Genomic DNA, 18,503 nt, shown 5'->3' with positions numbered 1-18,503 from the left:
GTCGCCACGCTGACGCACCGAATGGCGTTCCCGCGGTAGGTTCCGCGGTAGAACACGAACGATCGCGGGGCGGAGGATGCGATGGGTGGGGACGACTCTACGGCCGACTCCGGCGCGCCGGCCGACTCGGGCGCGCCCACGTCAGTCGATGCCGAGAGCCGGAGGACGAATCTGCGTTGGCTCCGGGTGGCAATCGTCTACGTTCTCCTCGCGGTCGCCGCCTACCAGATGGCGGGCTGGCTGTTCGTCAACATCCGCGGGTTCCTCGGCACGCTGTTTCTGGCGTGGCTTGTGAGCGTGACCATCGAACCGGTGGTGGACAAGCTCGAACGTGCAGGGTTGCGGCGCGGCGCGGGTACCGGCCTGGTTCTGTTCGGGTTCTTCGCGTTCGGGATCGGGTTCGTCGCGCTCTTCGGCACGTTGCTTGCCGAGCAGCTCGCGCAGTTGCTCGGCACGCTTCCGGACGCGCTCACCCGTGCTACCGAATGGGCCAACCGCACGTTCGGCACCGACTTCAATACCGAGGACCTGATCTCACTCACACCCGAGAACATCCGCGACCTCGCGGACAGGTACGCGCCCAGCGTCCTGGGCGTCGTGTCTTCCGTGGTCGGTGTCGTCTTCCAGGCGCTGGCGTTGGTGCTGTTCGTCTTCTACATGTCCGCCCAAGGGCCTCAACTCCGGCGCACCATTTCGAGCTGGTTCCCGGCGCGGCAGCAGCGGGTCATTGCGACCGTCTGGGAAATTTCCGTTGAGAAGGCCGGCGGATACGTGGTGTCCCGACTCATTCTCGCCGCGATCAGCGCCGTTGCGACGGGACTGTTCCTCATGGTGATCGGAGTCCCCTACTGGCTACCGCTCGCGATCTGGACCGGTGTCGTCTCCCAGTTCGTCCCTACCCTCGGGACCTACCTTGCCATCGCGCTACCGGCTCTCATCGCCGCCGCGGCGGAGCCGATCGAAGGGGTGTGGGTGGTGCTGTTCGGAACTGCCTACCAGCAGATCGAGAACTACGTCCTGCATCCGCGTATCACGTCCCGCACAGTGTCGATCCACCCGGCGGTCGCGTTCGGGTCGGTGATCGTCGGCGCTTCGCTGTTCGGGGCCATCGGCGCGCTGGTGTCGGTGCCGGTGGTCGCGGTGATCCAGTCACTCGTCGAGACGTACGGTCGCCGTTACGAACTCGTTCAGGAACGGCAGGCGGACACTGGGCCGGAGCCTGAACCGGACGACTGAACGTGTCCCCGCGGCGATCTCCGACCCAACGGTGTCACGTTCGAACCTAGGGCCGGAGCTACGTTGCCGGCGCAGCAAACGTTGCCCGCAGGCTTCTCTTGGCGAGCTTGCCCATTGCGTTGCGCCCCAGATCGTCGCGGAACTCGATCGTTCGGGGCACCTTGTAACCCGCCAACACGGTGCGACAGTGCTCGACAAGGTCGGTCACCGCCGGGATTTGTCCGTGCGGCACCACCAGAGCCACAACCGACTCGCCCATGTCCCCGTCGGGCACACCGATCACCGCGACGTCGGCGACGTCGGGGTGGGTGACGAGCACGTTCTCGATCTCGGCGGGATAGATGTTCACACCTCCCGAGATGATCATGTCGGTCTCACGGTCGGTGATGAACACGAACCCGTCTTCGTCGACGTAGCCGACGTCGCCGAGTGTGAACAGCCCCGGGCGGATCAGCGCCTCGGAGGTCTTCTGCGCAGCACCCAGATAGGTGACCGATCGGCCGTCCCGTTCCTCGAACGCCAGCCTTCCCTCGACACTCGTCGGCAATTCGTTCCCGTCGGAGTCCACGGCGACCGCACGTACGAACGGCGGCCGTACCCGCCCGACGCTGCCCGGCCGCCGCAGCCACTCAGCGGACGAGATCCCGCACAGTGGACCGGTTTCGCTGCCCCCGTACGAATCGAACAGCACCGGTCCGAACCAGTCGATCATCGCTCGCTTGACGTCGGGTGGGCACACCGCGCCGGTGTGCGTGACCAGCTCCAGCGAACCGACGTCGTAGCGGGCGCGCACGTGGGTGGGCAGCGACAGCAAGCGACGGAAATGCGTCGGCACCATCAGTGACGTCGTGATGCGGTACCGATCGATCGTCGCGAGCACCGTCTCGGCGTCGAACCTCTCGAGCACGGTGACGGGCATCGCGCACGCGAGGAGGCGCACACTCACGAGAGGGCCGGTGTGGTGGAGCGGGCCGACCACGAGATGTTCCGGCCACTGCGCGAGAGGCAGTGCCCGCATCGAGCGCACGTACTCGTCCACCGTCGAACCGGGGGCGGGGCTGCCCGCAAGTGCGTTGACACCCTTGGGGGTTCCTGTCGTGCCGGATGTGTAGCACAGGAACGGCAGGGCAGGGGCGTCCGACGGCGGGTCATCCCCCGAGGCGGCGTCGAGCCACTCGTCCCACGCGGTGACCCCGTCGGCATCGACGCGCCAGCCGACCACCAGCGGCACCCCGGCCAGTTGCGCGGCCTGCACGCCGTCGGCGGCGTTCTCCGGGCCGACGAAAAGGGCCGCGGCACCCGAGTTCTCGAGGACGTACGCGAGCTCAGGTGCCGTCAGATGAAAGCTCGCGGGCACGGGGGAGCAGCCGGCGTAGATGATTCCGACGTGCGCGAGGATGGTCTCTGCCGAGTTGCGTGCGAACACCGCGATCCGTCGGTCGGGGCCGAGGTCCAGTTCCCGCAGCGCATTCGCCACCCGATTCACCATGCGGTCGACGTCGGTCCACGACATCTCGACGCGGCTGTCGCGCAGGGCCACCTCGTCGCGTGCTTCGAGGGCGCGGTCGCGGTGGACGGTCGCCACAGGTGGCCTCCTCTGGGTGTCGACAGCTCCGTCGTCGGAAACAGCTCTGTCGTCGTGAACGGGAACCTGAAAAGGCTAAGCGTCGGGGCTCGGGCGTGGTGCAGGGGAGGGCGGTAGCTGCTGTCCGAGACCGTCCGGGCTGGGTGTTGGCTGGTTGTTACCGAATTCCTGCAATCCGGGCACAGGTTTCCGATCGAGCGAGGTGCCTCCGTAGGATCGCAGCCGACAGAAACTTGTGCCGGAAGCTTGTGAAAGGAATCCCGTGCTGCGCACTCATCTGGCCGGTTCGCTACGACCCGAGCATGCTGAGCAGACCGTCACCCTCACCGGTTGGGTGGCGCGACGGCGTGACCACGGCGGGGTGATCTTCATCGATCTCCGCGATGCGTCAGGTGTGTCGCAGGCGGTCTTCCGCGCAGGTGACGTGCTCGAGCAGGCGCACCGTCTCCGCGCCGAGTACTGCGTGAAGGTGACCGGTGTCGTCGAGGTTCGCCCCGAGGGCAACCAGAACTTCGAGATCCCGACCGGTGCGGTCGAGGTCAATGCGGTCGAACTCGAGGTGCTCAACGAGAGCGATGCATTGCCGTTCCAACTCGACGACCAGGTTGGCGAGGAAGCCCGTCTCAAGTACCGCTACCTGGATCTTCGCCGCGAGGGTCCGGGACACGCGATCCGGCTGCGTTCCAAGGTCAACGCTGCGGCGCGCGCGGTGCTCGCACACCACGAGTTCGTCGAGGTCGAGACCCCGACGCTCACCCGCTCCACTCCGGAGGGTGCACGCGATTTCGTGGTCCCTGCTCGTCTGCAGCCCGGGAGCTTCTACGCACTGCCGCAGAGTCCGCAGCTGTTCAAGCAGTTGCTCATGGTCGGCGGCATCGAGCGTTACTACCAGATCGCACGGTGCTACCGAGACGAGGACTTCCGCGCGGACCGCCAACCCGAGTTCACTCAGCTCGACATCGAGATGAGCTTCGTGACTCAGGAGGACGTCATCCTGCTGGCCGAGGAGATCCTGCACGCGGTGTGGAGGCTCGTCGGTCACGACATCACCACCCCTATTCCGCGCATGACGTACGCCGAGGCGATGCGACGCTTCGGCACGGACAAGCCGGACCTGCGGTTCGACGTCGAGCTCGTCGAGTGCACCGAATACTTCAAGGACACCACGTTCCGCGTCTTCCAGGCACCGTACGTCGGGGCCGTCGTCATGCCGGGGGGCGCAAGCCAGCCGCGCAAGCAACTCGACGCGTGGCAGGAGTGGGCCAAGCAACGCGGCTCGAACGGGCTCGCCTACGTCCTGGTCAACGAGGACGGCACTTTCGGGGGACCGGTAGCGAAGAAGCTCCCCGACGCCGAACGCGAGGGCCTGGCCAAGCATGTCGGCGCGAACCCCGGCGACTGCATCTTCTTCGCCGCCGGCGCCGTCAAGACGTCCCGGGCAGTGCTCGGTGCCGCGCGCGGTGAGATCGCCCGTAAGCAGAACCTCATCGACCCCGACGCCTGGGCATTCGTGTGGGTCGTCGACGCGCCGCTGTTCGAACCCACCGACGAGGCCACCGCTGCCGGCGACGTCGCTCTCGGCTACAGCGCGTGGACCGCGGTCCACCACGCCTTCACCTCGCCCAAGCCGGAGTCGATGGACACGTTCGACACCGATCCCGGGTCCGCGCTTGCCTACGCGTACGACATCGTCTGCAACGGCAACGAGATCGGCGGCGGCAGCATCCGTATCCACCGCAAGGACGTGCAGGAACGCGTCTTCAAGGTGATGGGCATCTCGCACGAGGAGGCAGAGGAGAAGTTCGGCTTCCTGCTCGACGCCTTCGCCTTCGGGGCGCCCCCGCACGGCGGTATCGCGTTCGGTTGGGACCGCATCGCCGCGCTGCTCTCGGGCACCGACTCGATCCGTGAGGTCATTGCGTTCCCGAAGTCCGGCGGCGGCATGGACCCGCTGACGGATGCTCCCGCGCCCATCACCGAATTGCAGCGCAAGGAGTCCGGCATCGACGTCAAACCGGAGCCGCGGGCGTGAACGACGAGCGGGCGTGAACGACGAGTAGGACGCCGCCGGGCGCCGGTTCGGGTCGCTTGTGAGCGAGTGTGTGTGTAGTTTTGCAGTTGTAACACTAGGGCACCGGTCGTGACCGATCTGCAACCTTTGGTTTTCCCAGTTGAGGGCGTCCGGTGCTGCATCGACAGTCTTGAATGCCCGACTTCGGGTGTCTGGGCCAGGTAGGTTGGTGTCCGATGACCGCGATATTGGCGGAACCCCTCTCCGAGGTTGTTGCCGCAGCAGAGAAGTTGCTCACCCGTCGTACCGGCGCACCGGTACGACTCGTCGACCCAATCGACCTCGGAGGAAGCGGTCGGACTGTCGTGCTTCGCGTCCGCGTTGCCGAGAACCCGTTCTCGCTTCCGCGGACGCTGGTGATCAAGCAGTTGCTGGAGACGCCGCACCAGACCGGGCCCTCACGGCGCATCGAGTTGGGCTTCCCGGAGCATTCGACGGGCGAAGTCGCCTTCCTCCGGGAGGCCGTCTCGTACCAGTTCGCGACCGCGTTGGCGACCGAGACGCGCCCCGGAGCGGCGTTGCTGGCCCACGACATGGAAGCCCGGCTCCTCGTGCTCGGGGATCTCGGCGACTCGACGCCGTTCGCGTCGCTGCTCAAGAACGCCGATCCCGATACCGTGACGAATTCGCTCATGGCGATGGCGCAGGCCCTGGGCCGGATGCACGCTGCCACTGTCGGCCGGGAGGAGGACTTCACGGCCCTGTTGCGTCGGGCGGAGGTCGCACACCACGGCGACATGCTCGTCGAGCAGGCGGCGGCGTCGTTCGAGGCGGTTCCCGCGCTGCTCGCCGAGCACCTCGGCGTCGAGGTGCCGACGGACGTGCTCGATATTGCCGCCCGTGCCTCGAAGCTCTTCGGCGGTGGCCGATTCCGAGCCTTCAGCCCATCGGACTTGTGCCCGGACAACATCATCGTCAACGACGAGGGCGTCCGGTTCTTGGACTACGAGTGGGGCGGCTTCCGAGACGCGACACTCGATCTGGCGTTCGCGCTGGTCTCATTTCCGGCCTGCCTGTGCAGCATCGACCTGTCGTACGAGCGCGCCCGCGCGATGGTCGAGGCGTGGCGTGCAGAGGTCGTGGGTATGTGGCCGACGCTCGCAGACGACGATTTCCTCACCGAGCGGGTGCTCGACGCCCAATTGGCCTGGGTCTGGTTGAGCACCGCTCTGTTCCTGCCCGAGGACTACACGCGGGTCGCCGCCGTCCGTGAGCATCAACTGTCCGCACCGCGCGCTGAGGCCCTACTCGCGCGGTGGGAGGGCCTGTCGACATTCGCGGAGCGGTCCGGCCACGATGTCATCGCCGAGCACGCGTCGCGGGTCGTCGCGCGGCTGCGGGAACGTCTCGTCTAGTCGGACCCTGCCGATAGGGGTCTAGCGGATACAGCTCTGTCGATACCGATCCCTGCCGATAGCGACCACTCGGTTATCGACAATCCGGTAGTTCGTCGCGTCGTGAGGCCGGGTGCGCGACACTGTGATTGTGGCGAGTGAAGGGAGCTCGGTGTGGATGACACGGCCGGCAACCTGAGGCTGCGGGAGGTGGCCTCCCGGGGGCCGGTTCTCGCGGTCGTGGCGCATCCCGACGACGAGAGCTTCGGCCTCGGGGCAGTTCTTGCAATGCTCGCGTCCGAGGGTGCCGAGGTGCGTGTGCTGTGTCTGACTCGCGGTGAGGCCAGCACGCTCGGCTCGGCGGTGGACCTCGCACAGGTGCGGCGTGAGGAACTGGCCGCGGCAGCCGACCTGCTGGGCGTCCGCGATGTCGTTCTCCTCGACCATCCCGACGGTGGTCTGCATGAAGTCGATCCGGCGATGCTGGACGCTGCGGTGCTCGACGTGCTCGGTGCTGCGGCGACCCTAGTGGTGTTCGAGGGCAATGGGGTCACCGGGCATCCGGATCATCGCGCCGCTACGGCAGCCGCGTTCCGCGTAGCGGCAGATCAGGGTCTGAACGTGGTCGAGTGGGGTGTCGCCCCCGCAGTCGCGGATTCGCTCAACGCCGAGTTGGGTACCGAGTTCGCCGGGCTCGACGGCGAGGGTGCCGTTGACGTGGATGTGGACCGGAAGGTGCAGTCCGAGGCCATCGCCTGCCACGAGAGTCAGGCTACGGACAATCCCGTGTTACTCAGGAGGCTCGCACTCTCCGGGTCGGTCGACCGCATCAGGATTCACACCGCAACCGGGGTCTGAAAGATCGTGCGATAGCGGCCTGAAAGGCAGTGCACCCCGCGATGGAGCGGCTCAGCGTGTGGATCTCGGGAGTATACCCGGGTGGGTACGATCGAGGCTCCTGCAAGCCACCTACGAGGAGCCGTCCCCGTGTGCTACCCAGTCACCTGCCGTATCTGTTCGAAGACCACGTGGGAAGGCTGCGGCCAGCACATCGCCGACGTCATGCGGGCGGTACAACCTGCGGACCGGTGCACGTGCGAGAATCCGGGGCGCTGAGCTCGCCGTGATCGACACTCGTTCCGTCGAACGAGTCGGTGGCGGCTAGTAGCGTCGAGGCGTGACTGATTTCTTCGGCGACACCGGTTTCTTCGGAGATGCGGACACCGCGGGCGAGTCGGCGGGGCTGTTCGAGGCACCGGCCGCCGAATCCGAGCCCGAGCCGCTCACGTCGGTGACGCGTCACGCACCGACGCCGAACCCCGGCGCACCGCTCGCGGTCCGTATGCGGCCGGCAACGCTCTCGGAAGTCGTCGGCCAGCAGCACCTGCTGGGGCCGGGCGCGCCGCTCCGGCGTCTTGTCGAGGGCTCAGGGGCGTCGTCGGTGATGCTCTACGGGCCGCCCGGGACGGGCAAGACGACCCTGGCGTCACTGATCTCCGGTGCCACGGGCCGCAAGTTCGAGGCGCTGTCCGCGCTGTCGGCCGGCGTCAAAGAGGTGCGCGGCGTCATCGAGTTGGCTCGGCGACGCCTGCTTCAGGGCGAACAGACCGTGCTGTTCATCGACGAGGTCCACCGATTCTCCAAGACCCAGCAGGACGCCTTGCTCGCCGCAGTCGAGAACCGCATCGTGCTGCTCGTCGCGGCGACCACCGAGAACCCGTCCTTCTCGGTGGTCTCACCGCTGCTGTCGCGGTCACTGGTGTTGCAGCTGCAGTCGCTCACGGCCGACGACATCCGGCTGCTCATCGAGCGCGCCCGCGTTGACGAGCGCGGCCTCGGTGGGTCCATCGAGATAGCTGACGACGCGTTCGAGCATCTTGTCCGGCTCGCCGCCGGTGACGCGAGGCGAGCACTGACGGCGCTCGAGGCAGCGGCTGGGACCGCGCTCGACCGGACCGACGAGCGTCCCGCGATCCTCGACCTCGAGACCGTCGAGTCCAGCATCGACAAGGCTGCCGTGCGCTACGACCGGGACGGCGACCAGCACTACGACGTGATCAGTGCATTCATCAAGTCGATCCGTGGTTCCGACGTCGACGCCGCGCTGCACTACCTCGCGCGGATGATCACCGCGGGAGAAGATCCCCGCTTCATTGCCCGCCGTCTCGTCGTGCACGCCAGCGAGGACATCGGCATGGCCGACCCCACGGCGCTGCAGACCGCGACCGCAGCTGCGCAGGCGGTCCAGTTGATCGGTATGCCGGAGGCTCGCCTCGCCTTGGCGCAGGCCACGATCCACCTCGCGACCGCACCCAAGTCGGGCGCCGTCATTGCTGCGTTGGGTGCCGCGATGGCCGATGTCGCGGCCGGCAACGCCGGGCTGGTGCCGGGGCACCTGCGGGATGGTCACTACGCGGGCGCCGCGCAACTGGGCAATGCCGTCGGCTACCGGTATCCGCACGACCATCCGGATGGCGTGCTGGCGCAGCAGTATCCGCCGGACGAACTCGTCGGTGTCGACTACTACGAGCCGACCACCCACGGCGCGGAGCGCGAGGTTGCCGGCCGGGTACCGAAGCTGCGCCGGATCGTCCGCGGCGGTTGAGCCCGCGGACGATCCCCGGGTCGGATCGTGGCGTGCGTCACATCGTGGGCTGCGTGGCGAGCCACTGCTCGACCCGGCGCTGCGCCTCCTCCTCGGTCACGTCCTCGACCCGAGTGAGGATCGCCTAGCGGTGTCCGAACGGATCCACGATGGCCCCGAACCGGTCGCCGGTGACGAAGCCTGACGGACCGCACGTTGCAGCGGATACTGCGCCGCTATACCGGGATCACCGCTAGCTGGCTCATCAGTCGGTACCGGCTGCTCGACACCCTCGATGCGCTGCAGTCGGATCCGCGGCGCGACGTCGCGGAATTGGCTGTGGTGCTCGGCTGGTACGACCAGGCGCACCTCACCCGAGAGTTCACCGCGGCGGTCGGTGTCCCGCCCGCCCGATATGCCCGCGCGTTGGTGAATGAGATCGACGGGTGATCATGGTCGTCGGCTCGACCGCCTCGCGCCGTGCGTCACATGCGGCGAATAATTGGTGCGTAAGAGGACGTTAAGCTTGCCAATGGCTGATTCGCATTTCGGAAGCGACATTGGCGGCTGAACACTGCGACATGCGAAGGACAAACACAGGTGCAGACCCACGAGATCCGTAGGCGCTTCCTCGACCACTTCGTCAAGGCGGGCCACACCGAGGTGCCCAGCGCCTCGCTGATTCTCGACGACCCGAACCTGCTGTTCGTGAACGCCGGCATGGTCCAGTTCGTTCCGTTCTTCCTCGGCCAGGAGACGCCGTCCTACGACGCTGCAACCAGCGTGCAGAAGTGCGTGCGCACCCTGGACATCGAGAACGTCGGCATCACGACACGTCACAACACGTTCTTTCAAATGGCCGGTAATTTCTCATTTGGTGCCTACTTCAAGCGCGAAGCCATCCGGCACGCGTGGTCGCTGTTGACCAGCAGCGTCGATGACGGCGGCTACGGCTTCGACCCCGAGCGGCTGTGGGTCACCGTCTACCTCGACGACGACGAGGCGCGAGAACTCTGGAAGGAAGAGGCCGGCATCCCCGACGAACGCATCCAGCGCCGGGGCATGGCCGACAACTACTGGTCGATGGGCGTCCCCGGGCCGTGTGGTCCGTGCTCGGAGATCTACTACGACCGTGGCCCCGAGTACGGCAAGCCAGGCGGACCGGAGGCCGACGAGGACCGCTACCTCGAGATCTGGAACCTCGTCTTCATGCAGAACGAGCGCGGTCTGGGGTCCGGCAAGGACAGCTTCGAGATCCTCGGCCCGCTTCCGAAGAAGAACATCGACACCGGCATGGGCGTCGAACGCGTCGCGTTCCTCCTGCAGGGTGTCGACAACGTCTACGAGACCGACCTGGTTCGCCCGGTCATCACCAAGGCGGAGGAACTGTCCGGCCGTACCTACGGCACCGACCACGAGGCAGACGTTCGGTTCAGGGTCATCGCCGACCACGCCCGCACCGCCGTGATGCTCATCGCCGACGGCGTCAATCCCGGCAACGAGGGTCGCGGCTACGTGCTGCGTCGGCTGTTGCGTCGCATCATCCGGTCCGCGAAGCTGCTCGGCGCCGAGAAGCCGAGCATGGGCGAATTCGTCACCGTCGTCAGCGACACCATGGCGCCGTCGTATCCGGAGCTGGCGACCGACTTCGAGCGCATCTTGGCTGTGGCCGTCGGTGAGGAGACGGCGTTCCTCCGGACCATCGCGGCCGGATCGAAGATGTTCGAGGCCGAGGCCGAGCAGGTCAAGGCGGCCGGCCGGAAGGTGTTCGGTGGCAACGAGGCATTCGTGCTGCACGATACCTACGGTTTCCCGATCGACCTGACACTCGAGATGGCTGCCGAAGCCGGACTCGCGGTCGACGAGGACGGCTTCCGCTCGCTCATGGCGGAGCAGCGCAAGCGTGCCAAGGACGACGCGCAGGCCCGCAAGCACGCGCACGCCGATCTGAAGGTCTACAAGGAGTTCGTCGACCGCGGTCCCACCCAGTTCACCGGATTCAACGAACTCGTCTCCGAGGCACACGTGCTGGCGCTGATCGCGAACGGTGTCCGGGTGCCCACCGCGAAGGCCGGCGAGGACGTGGAGGTGATCCTCGACCGCAGCCCGCTGTACGCGGAGGCCGGCGGCCAGATCGCCGACCGCGGCATGATCACCGCGGCCGGCCTGCGGGTGCAGGTCAACGACGTGCAGAAGATCGCCAAGAAGGTGTGGGTGCACAGGGTCACGGTCAACGAAGGCCAGATCACCGAGGGCGACATGGTCCTCGCGCAGGTCGATCCCGAATGGCGCAGGGGTGCAACCCAGGGTCACTCGGGCACACACATGGTGCATGCCGCGCTCCGACAGGTGCTCGGCCCCAACGCCGTTCAGGCCGGCTCGCTGAACAAGCCGGGCTACCTGCGGTTCGACTTCAACTGGCAGGGCCAGCTCTCGGAGTCTCAGAAGCAGGAGATCGAGGCTGTCACCAATGAGGCCGTCGCCGCGAACCATCACGTCAACACCTTCGTCACCGATCTCGCCAAAGCGAAGCAGATGGGCGCACTTGCGCTGTTCGGTGAGAACTACGGCGACGAGGTCCGGGTCGTCGAGATAGGCGGGCCGTTCTCGATGGAACTGTGCGGCGGCACCCACGTGCAGACGTCGGCGCAGATCGGACCGGTCACCCTGCTCGGCGAGTCGTCGGTCGGCTCCGGTGTGCGCCGCGTCGAGGCGTTCGTCGGTCTCGACTCGTACCGCTATCTGGCAAAGGAGCGCGCGCTGCTCGCGGGTATCGCGTCGTCGTTGAAGGTGCCGTCCGACGAGGTGCCCGCCCGCGTCGAGGCACTGGTCGAGCGACTGCGTGCGGCTGAGAAGGAACTCGAAGCCACCAAGGCGGCGGCAGTCCTCGCGTCCGCCGGAACGTACGTCGACCAGGCTCATCGCATCGGTGACGTGCTGCTCGTCGCCGAGCAGGCTCCGGACGGCGTGGCCGGAAACGATCTGCGCGGCCTCGTCAGTGACGTCCGGGGACGCTTCGGCACCCAGCCTGCCGTGGTGGTGCTGCTCGGGAATGCCGACGGAAAGGTGCCGTTCGTCGTAGCGACGACGAAGGCCGCCCAGGATCTCGGTATCAAGGCCGGAGACCTGGTCTCGAGCTTCGGCCCCCAGATCGGCGGTCGCGGCGGTGGCAAGGCGGACATGGCGCAGGGCTCCGGCTCCGATGTATCGGGTATCCCCGCGGCCCTCGAGGGCGTACGCGGCCGCGTCGCCGAGTTGACCGGGAACTCCTAGCGGTGCCGTCGGCGGAGTCGGGTCCCAACCGCCCCATTCTGTCCGGGCCGGATCGGCCTGGGGCCGACGACCCCGGTCCTGGACGTCGGATCGGCATCGATGTCGGCAGCGTGCGGATCGGGGTGGCGTCCTCCGATCCCGGCTGCATCCTCGCGACGCCGGTGGAGACGGTTCCCCGCTCGAAGGAAAGGGGGCCCGATGCGCCGGACATCCGACGCATTGTCGCGCTGGTCGAGGAGTACGAGGCCGTCGAGGTGATCGTCGGATTGCCGCAGACCCTGCGCGGCGAACGTGGGAAGGCTGCCGATCTCGCATCCGCGTTCGCACGACGACTGCAGCGCGGCATCGACCCGATCCCGGTGCGGATGGCAGACGAGCGACTGACGACCGTCACCGCATCACGGGCACTGCGCGAAAGCGGAGTCCGAGCCAAGGGGCAGCGGCCGATGATCGACCAGGCCGCGGCGGTGGCGATCTTGCAGGGATGGTTGGACGAGCGGAGCAGAGCGGTGAACGTGACGGACCTCGATGGCAAGGGACGACCCACGGAGGACGGCTTGTGAGTGATCATCGGAAGCCGACGGGGCGCCGCCGAGATGAGCCGACCGCCGGCCGCGCGGGTGATCACCGCTTCAACGACCACACAGGCTACGGCGCCGTGCCGAACCACGGACACCGGAACGACCACGGACACCGGAACGACCACGGACACCGGAACGACCACGGACACCGGAATTCGCCAGAGCACCGCCAGGGTCGCGGACGACAAGACCACGCTTACACCGACCATGGTTACACCGACCATGACTACACGGATCAAGGCCACACCGACCAGTACTGGCAACCGGACTACGACCGGTACCCGTACGAGGACCCGCGGCGACATGCGCCGCCCGCGGCTGTCGGTACACGCCCGACCAGCCACCGCGAGCCCTCGCGCCCGCACCTGGCCGCAAGCCGCAAGCCCAAGCGTCGTCGGGGCCGGATCATCGGCGTTCTCGCCGGTGCCGTCCTCCTCGGAGGCGTCGGAGCTGCCGTGTACGACTGGATGACCGAGGTACCCGACTACTCCGGGCCGGGCGGTCCCGAGGTCGTCATCCAGGTGCACCCCGGCGATACCGCCGATGACATCGCGGATGAGATGGCGATCAAGGACGTCGTCAAGAGCGAGACCGCGTTCTACCGCGCCGCGCTCCGCAACGACCAGATAACTTCGGTTCGGCCCGGTTTCTATGCGATCGCGACCCAGATTTCGGGTGCGGACGCGGTATCGGCGCTCGTGGGTCCAGATGCTCGAGTTGGAGCGTTGGTGATCGCGGAGGGACGCCAGCTACACGACACTCGCGACGTGAAGACCGGTGCGGTCAAGAAGGGCATCTACAGCCTGATCGCCGACGCCAGCTGTTTGGGGCCCGCGGATGCGAAGAAGTGCGTTACCTATGACCAGCTCAACCAGGCAGGAGCGGGAACCGACCTGGCGGCGCTCGGTGTTCCCGGCTGGGCTCGCACTCAGGTCGCGAGTGTCCCGGACCGCGGCCGCCAACTGGAGGGGATGATCGCGGCCGGCAGCTGGAACTTCGATCCCACGCAGACTCCCACGGAGATCCTACGACAGCTCGTGAGCGCGAGTGCCGACAGCTACGCGAAGACCGGAATCGAGACTGCTGGTGCGAATGTGGGTCTGACTCCGTACGAGATCCTCGTCGTCGCCTCGCTCGTCGAACGTGAGGCATTGCCTGCAGATTTCGACAAGGTCGCACGGGTTGTGCTCAACCGCCTCGCCGTGAATCAGCCCCTTCAGTTCGATTCCACCGTGAACTACGCCCTCGACGAGGTCGAGGTCGCAACCACGGACGCCGACCGTGCTCGGGTCACGCCGTGGAACACGTACGCCACGCCGGGCCTGCCTGCATCGCCGATCGCGGCGCCGAGCATCAATGCCCTCAAGGCGGCGGAGAACCCGGCCCCCGGGGACTACCTGTACTTCGTGACGATCGACAACAACGGCACCACGCTCTTCACCCGTAGCTACGAAGAGCACCTGGCGAACATCGAAATGGCGCACCGCAGCGGCATTCTCGACAGTGGAAGGTGATCGACGTGTCCGCGCGTAAGGCCGCAGTTCTCGGCAGTCCCATCACGCACTCCAAGTCCCCGCAGCTCCACCTTGCGGCCTACCGGGCGTTGGGGCTGACCGAGTGGACGTACGAGCGCCTCGAGTGCACCGGTGAGCAGTTGCCCGGCCTGGTCTCGGGCCTCGGGCCCGAATGGGTCGGCCTATCGGTGACGATGCCCGGCAAGGTCGCGGCGCTCGAATTCGCGGCCGAGCGCACCGAACGCGCCGTCACGGTGGGGTCGGCCAACACCCTCGTGCGCATCGACGACGGATGGCGGGCCGACTGCACCGACGTCGACGGTGTCCGTGGTGCCCTCGTCGACGGCGGCGTCAGCGACCTGTCCGGGAAGTCGGCGGTGGTGGTCGGGGCCGGCGGCACCGCTCGACCCGCCCTGGTCGCCCTGGCTGGCCTGGGTGCTTCTTCGGTGACCGTGGTGGCGCGCGACGCCGACCGTGCCCGCGCCACGCTCGACTGCGCGGAAGCGATGGGGCTGGCCGTGCGGCACGTGACGTTCGACAGCGATCTGCTCGGTGCGCTCTGTGCGGGCTCTGCCGCGCTGGTCAGCACAGTTCCAGCAGCGGGTGCTGCGCCGTACGCGGAGGTGCTCGGCGGCGCACCGTTCGTTCTCGACGCCATCTACGACCCGTGGCCGACCCCTCTTGCCGAATCGGTCGAGCGCTCCGGGGGCACGGTCGTGGGGGGACTGGCGATGCTGCTCAATCAGGCCTACGGGCAGGTGGAACAGTTCACGGGGATGCCTGCACCGCGCAAGGCGATGGCAGCTGCCCTCGACTAGATGGGGCCCTCGGCTGGATCGGGGCGGCTGGATCTGCGCGGCTGGATCGGGGCGACAACCGCGCCTGCGCCCTGGCGCCTGCGGCGGTAGCGATGCGACGACCCGGGGTGGCCCACTGTCGAGGCGGAGGCCACCGACGTGGAAAGATGCTGCATGTGTTGCGCTGGATAACTGCTGGAGAGTCCCATGGTCCCGCCCTCGTTTCCATGCTCGAGGGGATGGTTGCCGGCGTCGAGGTGACGTCCGACGATATCTCGGCGCAGCTTGCGCGCCGACGTCTCGGCTACGGTCGCGGCGCCCGCATGAAGTTCGAGGCCGACAAGGTCACGATCATCGGCGGCGTCCGGCATGGCCGCACCTTGGGTGGTCCGGTCGCGATCGAGGTCGGAAACACCGAATGGCCCAAGTGGGAGACCATCATGTCCGCGGACCCCGTGGACGAAGCCGAACTGGCCGGCCAGGCACGTAACGCGCCGCTCACTCGGCCCCGCCCCGGCCACGCCGACTACTCCGGCATGCTCAAGTACGGCTTCGACGACGCCCGCCCGGTCCTCGAGCGTGCGAGCGCCCGCGAGACCGCGGCCCGCGTGGCGGCCGGCACCGTGGCCCGCCAGTTCCTGCGCCAACTCTTCGGCGTCGAGGTCCTCTCACACGTCATCTCCATCGGCGCCTCCGATCCGTACGTCGGTCCCGGCCCGCTCGCAGGCGACCTCGAGGCGATCGACGCCAGCCCGGTGCGGGCCTTCGACGAAGCAGCCGAATCCTCGATGATCGCCGAGATCGAGGAGGCCAAGAAGGACGGCGACACGCTCGGTGGTGTAGTCGAGGTGATCGTGCACGGGCTGCCGGTGGGCCTCGGTTCGTTCGTCAGCGGCGCCGACCGTCTCGATTCCCGTCTGGCGGCGGCCCTCATGGGTATTCAGGCGATCAAGGGCGTCGAGGTCGGCGACGGCTTCGAGACCGCGCGGCGGCGCGGTAGCGCCGCGCACGACGAGATGCGTCCCGGCCCCGACGGCGTCCTGCGCTCGACCAACCGCGCCGGTGGTCTCGAGGGCGGCATGACCAACGGCGAGGCGCTACGTGTTCGAGCCGCGATGAAGCCGATCTCCACAGTTCCGCGCGCCCTTTCCACCATCGACATGGCGACAGGTGAGGAAGCCGTCGCGATCCATCAGCGCTCCGACGTATGCGCGGTCCCGGCCGCCGGAGTGGTCGCAGAAGCGATGGTTGCGCTGGTCGTCGCGCAGGCCGCGCTCGACAAGTTCGGCGGTGACTCGATCGCCGAGACCCGCTCGAACTTCCAGCGCTATGTCGACGGCATCGCGGCCCGTCCGCCGCGGTGATCGGATGACACCACGCGCCGTGCTCATCGGGCCGCCCGGCGCGGGCAAGTCGACCATCGGTCGGCGGCTCGCGAATGCGCTCGAACTCGAACTGCTCGATACCGACGTCGAGATCGAGCGTCGGGTCGGACGTACTATCCCGGAGATCTTCGCGGCCGAGGGGGAAGAGTACTTCCGGGAGGTCGAGGAGCAGGTCGTGGCGGAGGCACTCGAGTCGCATGCCGGAATAGTGTCTCTCGGCGGCGGGGCGATCCTGTCCGATCGCACCCGTTCCCGGCTGGCCGGGCATACCGTGGTGTATCTGGAGATCAGTGTTGCGGAGGGGCTGAAGCGGACCGGCACGAATACGGGTCGGCCACTGCTGACCGGTGGTGACCCCAAGGCGCGGTACCAAGCTTTGATGCGCCGCCGTCGGCCGCTGTACCGGCAGGTGGCGAGCATCAAGGTGCGCACCGACGCTCGCAGCCCGAGCAGGGTGGTCCAGCAGTTGGTGAAGAAGTTGACCGATGGATCCGGATCAGGCGGTTCGACACGAAACGACCTGACCCGAGACGACCTGACACGAGACGACACAGAAGCGGAGCAGTAGAGCAGTGACGGAACCGGTACGCGTCGAAGTGGCAACGGCCGACCCCTATCCGGTGATCATCGGACGGGGCCTGCTCGGCGAGCTCGTCGAGGAACTCGCGGGCACCCGGACGGTGGCGATCTTCCACCAACCCCCGCTCGCGGAGACGGCGGAGGCGGTGAGAACGGCTCTTGCGGAGACGGGAATCGACGCGCACCGCATCGAGATCCCGGATGCCGAGGATGGCAAGGAACTCGCGGTGGCGGGCTTCTGCTGGGAGGTGCTCGGCCGAATCGGCCTGACGCGCACCGACGCGGTTGTCAGCCTCGGCGGCGGTGCCGCAACCGACCTCGCGGGGTTCGTCGCCGCGACGTGGATGCGCGGAGTTCGGATCGTGCACGTCCCCACCACGCTCCTCGCGATGGTCGACGCCGCAGTGGGCGGCAAGACCGGCATCAATACCGAAGCCGGGAAGAACCTGGTCGGCGCCTTTCACGAGCCGTCCGCAGTCCTGGTCGACCTGGCGACGCTCGAGACGGTGCCGCGCAACGAGATAGTCGCGGGCATGGCGGAGGTCATCAAGACCGGATTCATCGCCGATCCCGTCATCCTGGACCTCATCGAGGCCGATCCCGAGGCCGCGATGGATCCGACCGGGACCGTCCTTCCCGAGTTGATTCGTCGCTCGGTCGAGGTCAAGGCCAAGGTGGTCGCGGCGGATCTACGTGAGTCGAGTCTTCGCGAGATCCTCAACTACGGGCACACACTCGGTCACGCGATCGAGCGACGTGAGCGCTACCGCTGGCGTCACGGTGCCGCAGTGTCGGTCGGCTTGGTCTTCGCCGCCGAACTCGGCCGCCTCGCCGGTCGCCTCGACGATGCGACAGCCGACCGGCACCGCTCGATCCTCGAGCTCGTCGGCCTGCCCACCACGTACGACGGCGACGCGTTCGCGCAGTTGCTCGAGGGCATGCAGACCGACAAGAAAAGCCGCGCCGGCATGCTCCGTTTTGTCGTTCTCGACGGTCTCGCCAAGCCGGGCCGCCTCGAGGGCCCTGATCCCACGTTGCTCGCCGCCGCGTACTCGGCCGTCGCGCGGGACGAGAGCCCGAGCGGAGGGGCGGTGCTGCTGTGAGGATTCAGGTCATCAACGGACCCAACCTGGGTCGTCTCGGCAAGCGCCAGCCCGAGGTCTACGGGTCCACCACCCACGACGACCTCGTCGCTATGTGCGAGCGCACCGCGGCCGAACTAGGAGTCGAGGTCGTCGTCCGTCAAAGTGACAGCGAGGGCGAACTGATCGGGTGGGTACACGAGGCCGCGGATGCCCGCGAACCGGTGATCCTCAACGCCGGTGGCCTCACCCACACGTCGGTGGTCCTGCGTGACGCCTGTGCGGAACTGACGGCCGGCCTCGTGGAGTTGCACATCTCGAACGTCCACGCACGGGAGGACTTCCGCCACCACTCGTACCTGGGCGCAGTAGCGACGGGCTCGATCGTCGGGCTCGGCGTCGCGGGCTACGGCCTGGCGCTGCGCTTCCTCGCGGAGCGAGGCTGACGGCCGAACTCGCGCAGCGCGGCTGAAGGCCGGAAC

Annotated in this window: 15 protein-coding genes and 1 pseudogene; 14 read left to right on the top strand and 2 right to left on the bottom strand. The window is 67.4% G+C overall.

From position 1 onward, the window contains the following. Window positions 1-81: 81 nt before the first annotated feature. Entirely contained in the window at window positions 82-1,236 is a 1,155-nt protein-coding gene (locus EF834_RS09920; protein ID WP_127947038.1) for an AI-2E family transporter, read from the top strand. Between the two features lie 58 nt (window positions 1,237-1,294). Here the strand turns inward: EF834_RS09920 and EF834_RS09915 are convergent, their stop codons facing one another. After that, window positions 1,295-2,821 carry an AMP-binding protein gene (locus tag EF834_RS09915; RefSeq protein ID WP_127947037.1) on the bottom strand — a complete coding sequence of 509 codons (1,527 nt, stop codon included), beginning with the start codon at window positions 2,819-2,821 and terminating at the stop codon, window positions 1,295-1,297. A gap of 262 nt (window positions 2,822-3,083) precedes the next feature. On the opposite strand from EF834_RS09915, the gene aspS reads away from it, so the two are divergent. From aspS to EF834_RS09895, 4 genes are all read left to right on the top strand, one after another. Next, the gene (aspS, locus tag EF834_RS09910; protein WP_127947036.1) at window positions 3,084-4,853 is read left to right on the top strand and encodes an aspartate--tRNA ligase; all 1,770 of its coding nucleotides are present in this window, start codon (window positions 3,084-3,086) and stop codon (window positions 4,851-4,853) included. A gap of 215 nt (window positions 4,854-5,068) precedes the next feature. Next, window positions 5,069-6,247, top strand: a complete 1,179-nt coding sequence (locus tag EF834_RS09905; protein ID WP_127947035.1) for a phosphotransferase family protein — start codon at window positions 5,069-5,071, stop codon at window positions 6,245-6,247. 153 nt (window positions 6,248-6,400) lie between these two features. Then, window positions 6,401-7,084, top strand: coding sequence for a PIG-L deacetylase family protein (locus EF834_RS09900; protein WP_127947034.1), 684 nt, complete (start codon window positions 6,401-6,403; stop codon window positions 7,082-7,084). A gap of 319 nt (window positions 7,085-7,403) precedes the next feature. Beyond that, window positions 7,404-8,831, top strand: a complete 1,428-nt coding sequence (locus EF834_RS09895; RefSeq protein ID WP_235871091.1) for a replication-associated recombination protein A — start codon at window positions 7,404-7,406, stop codon at window positions 8,829-8,831. 37 nt (window positions 8,832-8,868) lie between these two features. On the opposite strand, the pseudogene EF834_RS18495 reads toward EF834_RS09895, so the two are convergent. Then, a pseudogene (locus tag EF834_RS18495) lies at window positions 8,869-9,018 on the bottom strand (VOC family protein); the annotation flags it as partial. An 8-nt stretch (window positions 9,019-9,026) separates the two neighbouring features. On the opposite strand from EF834_RS18495, the gene EF834_RS09885 reads away from it, so the two are divergent. The 9 genes from EF834_RS09885 (at window position 9,027) to aroQ (ending at window position 18,467) form a co-directional block, all read left to right on the top strand. Further along, the gene (locus tag EF834_RS09885) at window positions 9,027-9,260 is read left to right on the top strand and encodes a helix-turn-helix domain-containing protein (RefSeq protein WP_164874109.1); all 234 of its coding nucleotides are present in this window, start codon (window positions 9,027-9,029) and stop codon (window positions 9,258-9,260) included. A gap of 150 nt (window positions 9,261-9,410) precedes the next feature. Continuing rightward, a complete protein-coding gene (gene alaS / locus EF834_RS09880; RefSeq protein WP_127947032.1) occupies window positions 9,411-12,083 on the top strand; it encodes an alanine--tRNA ligase in 2,673 nt (890 codons plus the stop codon). A gap of 35 nt (window positions 12,084-12,118) precedes the next feature. Beyond that, a complete protein-coding gene (ruvX, locus tag EF834_RS09875; protein WP_127947334.1) occupies window positions 12,119-12,646 on the top strand; it encodes a Holliday junction resolvase RuvX in 528 nt (175 codons plus the stop codon). Then, a complete protein-coding gene (mltG, locus tag EF834_RS09870) occupies window positions 12,643-14,178 on the top strand; it encodes an endolytic transglycosylase MltG (RefSeq protein ID WP_235871090.1) in 1,536 nt (511 codons plus the stop codon). Before ruvX ends, mltG begins: the two co-directional genes overlap by 4 nt. After that, the gene (locus tag EF834_RS09865; RefSeq protein ID WP_127947030.1) at window positions 14,175-14,996 is read left to right on the top strand and encodes a shikimate dehydrogenase; all 822 of its coding nucleotides are present in this window, start codon (window positions 14,175-14,177) and stop codon (window positions 14,994-14,996) included. Before mltG ends, EF834_RS09865 begins: the two co-directional genes overlap by 4 nt. Before the next feature lie 155 nt (window positions 14,997-15,151). After that, on the top strand, window positions 15,152-16,339 hold the full coding sequence (aroC, locus tag EF834_RS09860; RefSeq protein WP_127947333.1) for a chorismate synthase: 1,188 nt from the start codon (window positions 15,152-15,154) through the stop codon (window positions 16,337-16,339). A gap of 4 nt (window positions 16,340-16,343) precedes the next feature. Beyond that, on the top strand, window positions 16,344-16,928 hold the full coding sequence (locus EF834_RS09855; protein WP_127947029.1) for a shikimate kinase: 585 nt from the start codon (window positions 16,344-16,346) through the stop codon (window positions 16,926-16,928). A gap of 4 nt (window positions 16,929-16,932) precedes the next feature. After that, the gene (gene aroB / locus EF834_RS09850; protein ID WP_127947028.1) at window positions 16,933-18,042 is read left to right on the top strand and encodes a 3-dehydroquinate synthase; all 1,110 of its coding nucleotides are present in this window, start codon (window positions 16,933-16,935) and stop codon (window positions 18,040-18,042) included. Then, window positions 18,039-18,467, top strand: a complete 429-nt coding sequence (gene aroQ, locus EF834_RS09845; RefSeq protein WP_127947027.1) for a type II 3-dehydroquinate dehydratase — start codon at window positions 18,039-18,041, stop codon at window positions 18,465-18,467. Before aroB ends, aroQ begins: the two co-directional genes overlap by 4 nt. Window positions 18,468-18,503: the final 36 nt, after the last annotated feature.

This window comes from Rhodococcus spongiicola, assembly GCF_004011835.1.
Taxonomy (GTDB): domain Bacteria; phylum Actinomycetota; class Actinomycetes; order Mycobacteriales; family Mycobacteriaceae; genus Prescottella; species Prescottella spongiicola.
Note: the sequence above shows the minus strand (reverse complement) of the source record. Positions and strands in the feature narration are given on the sequence as shown.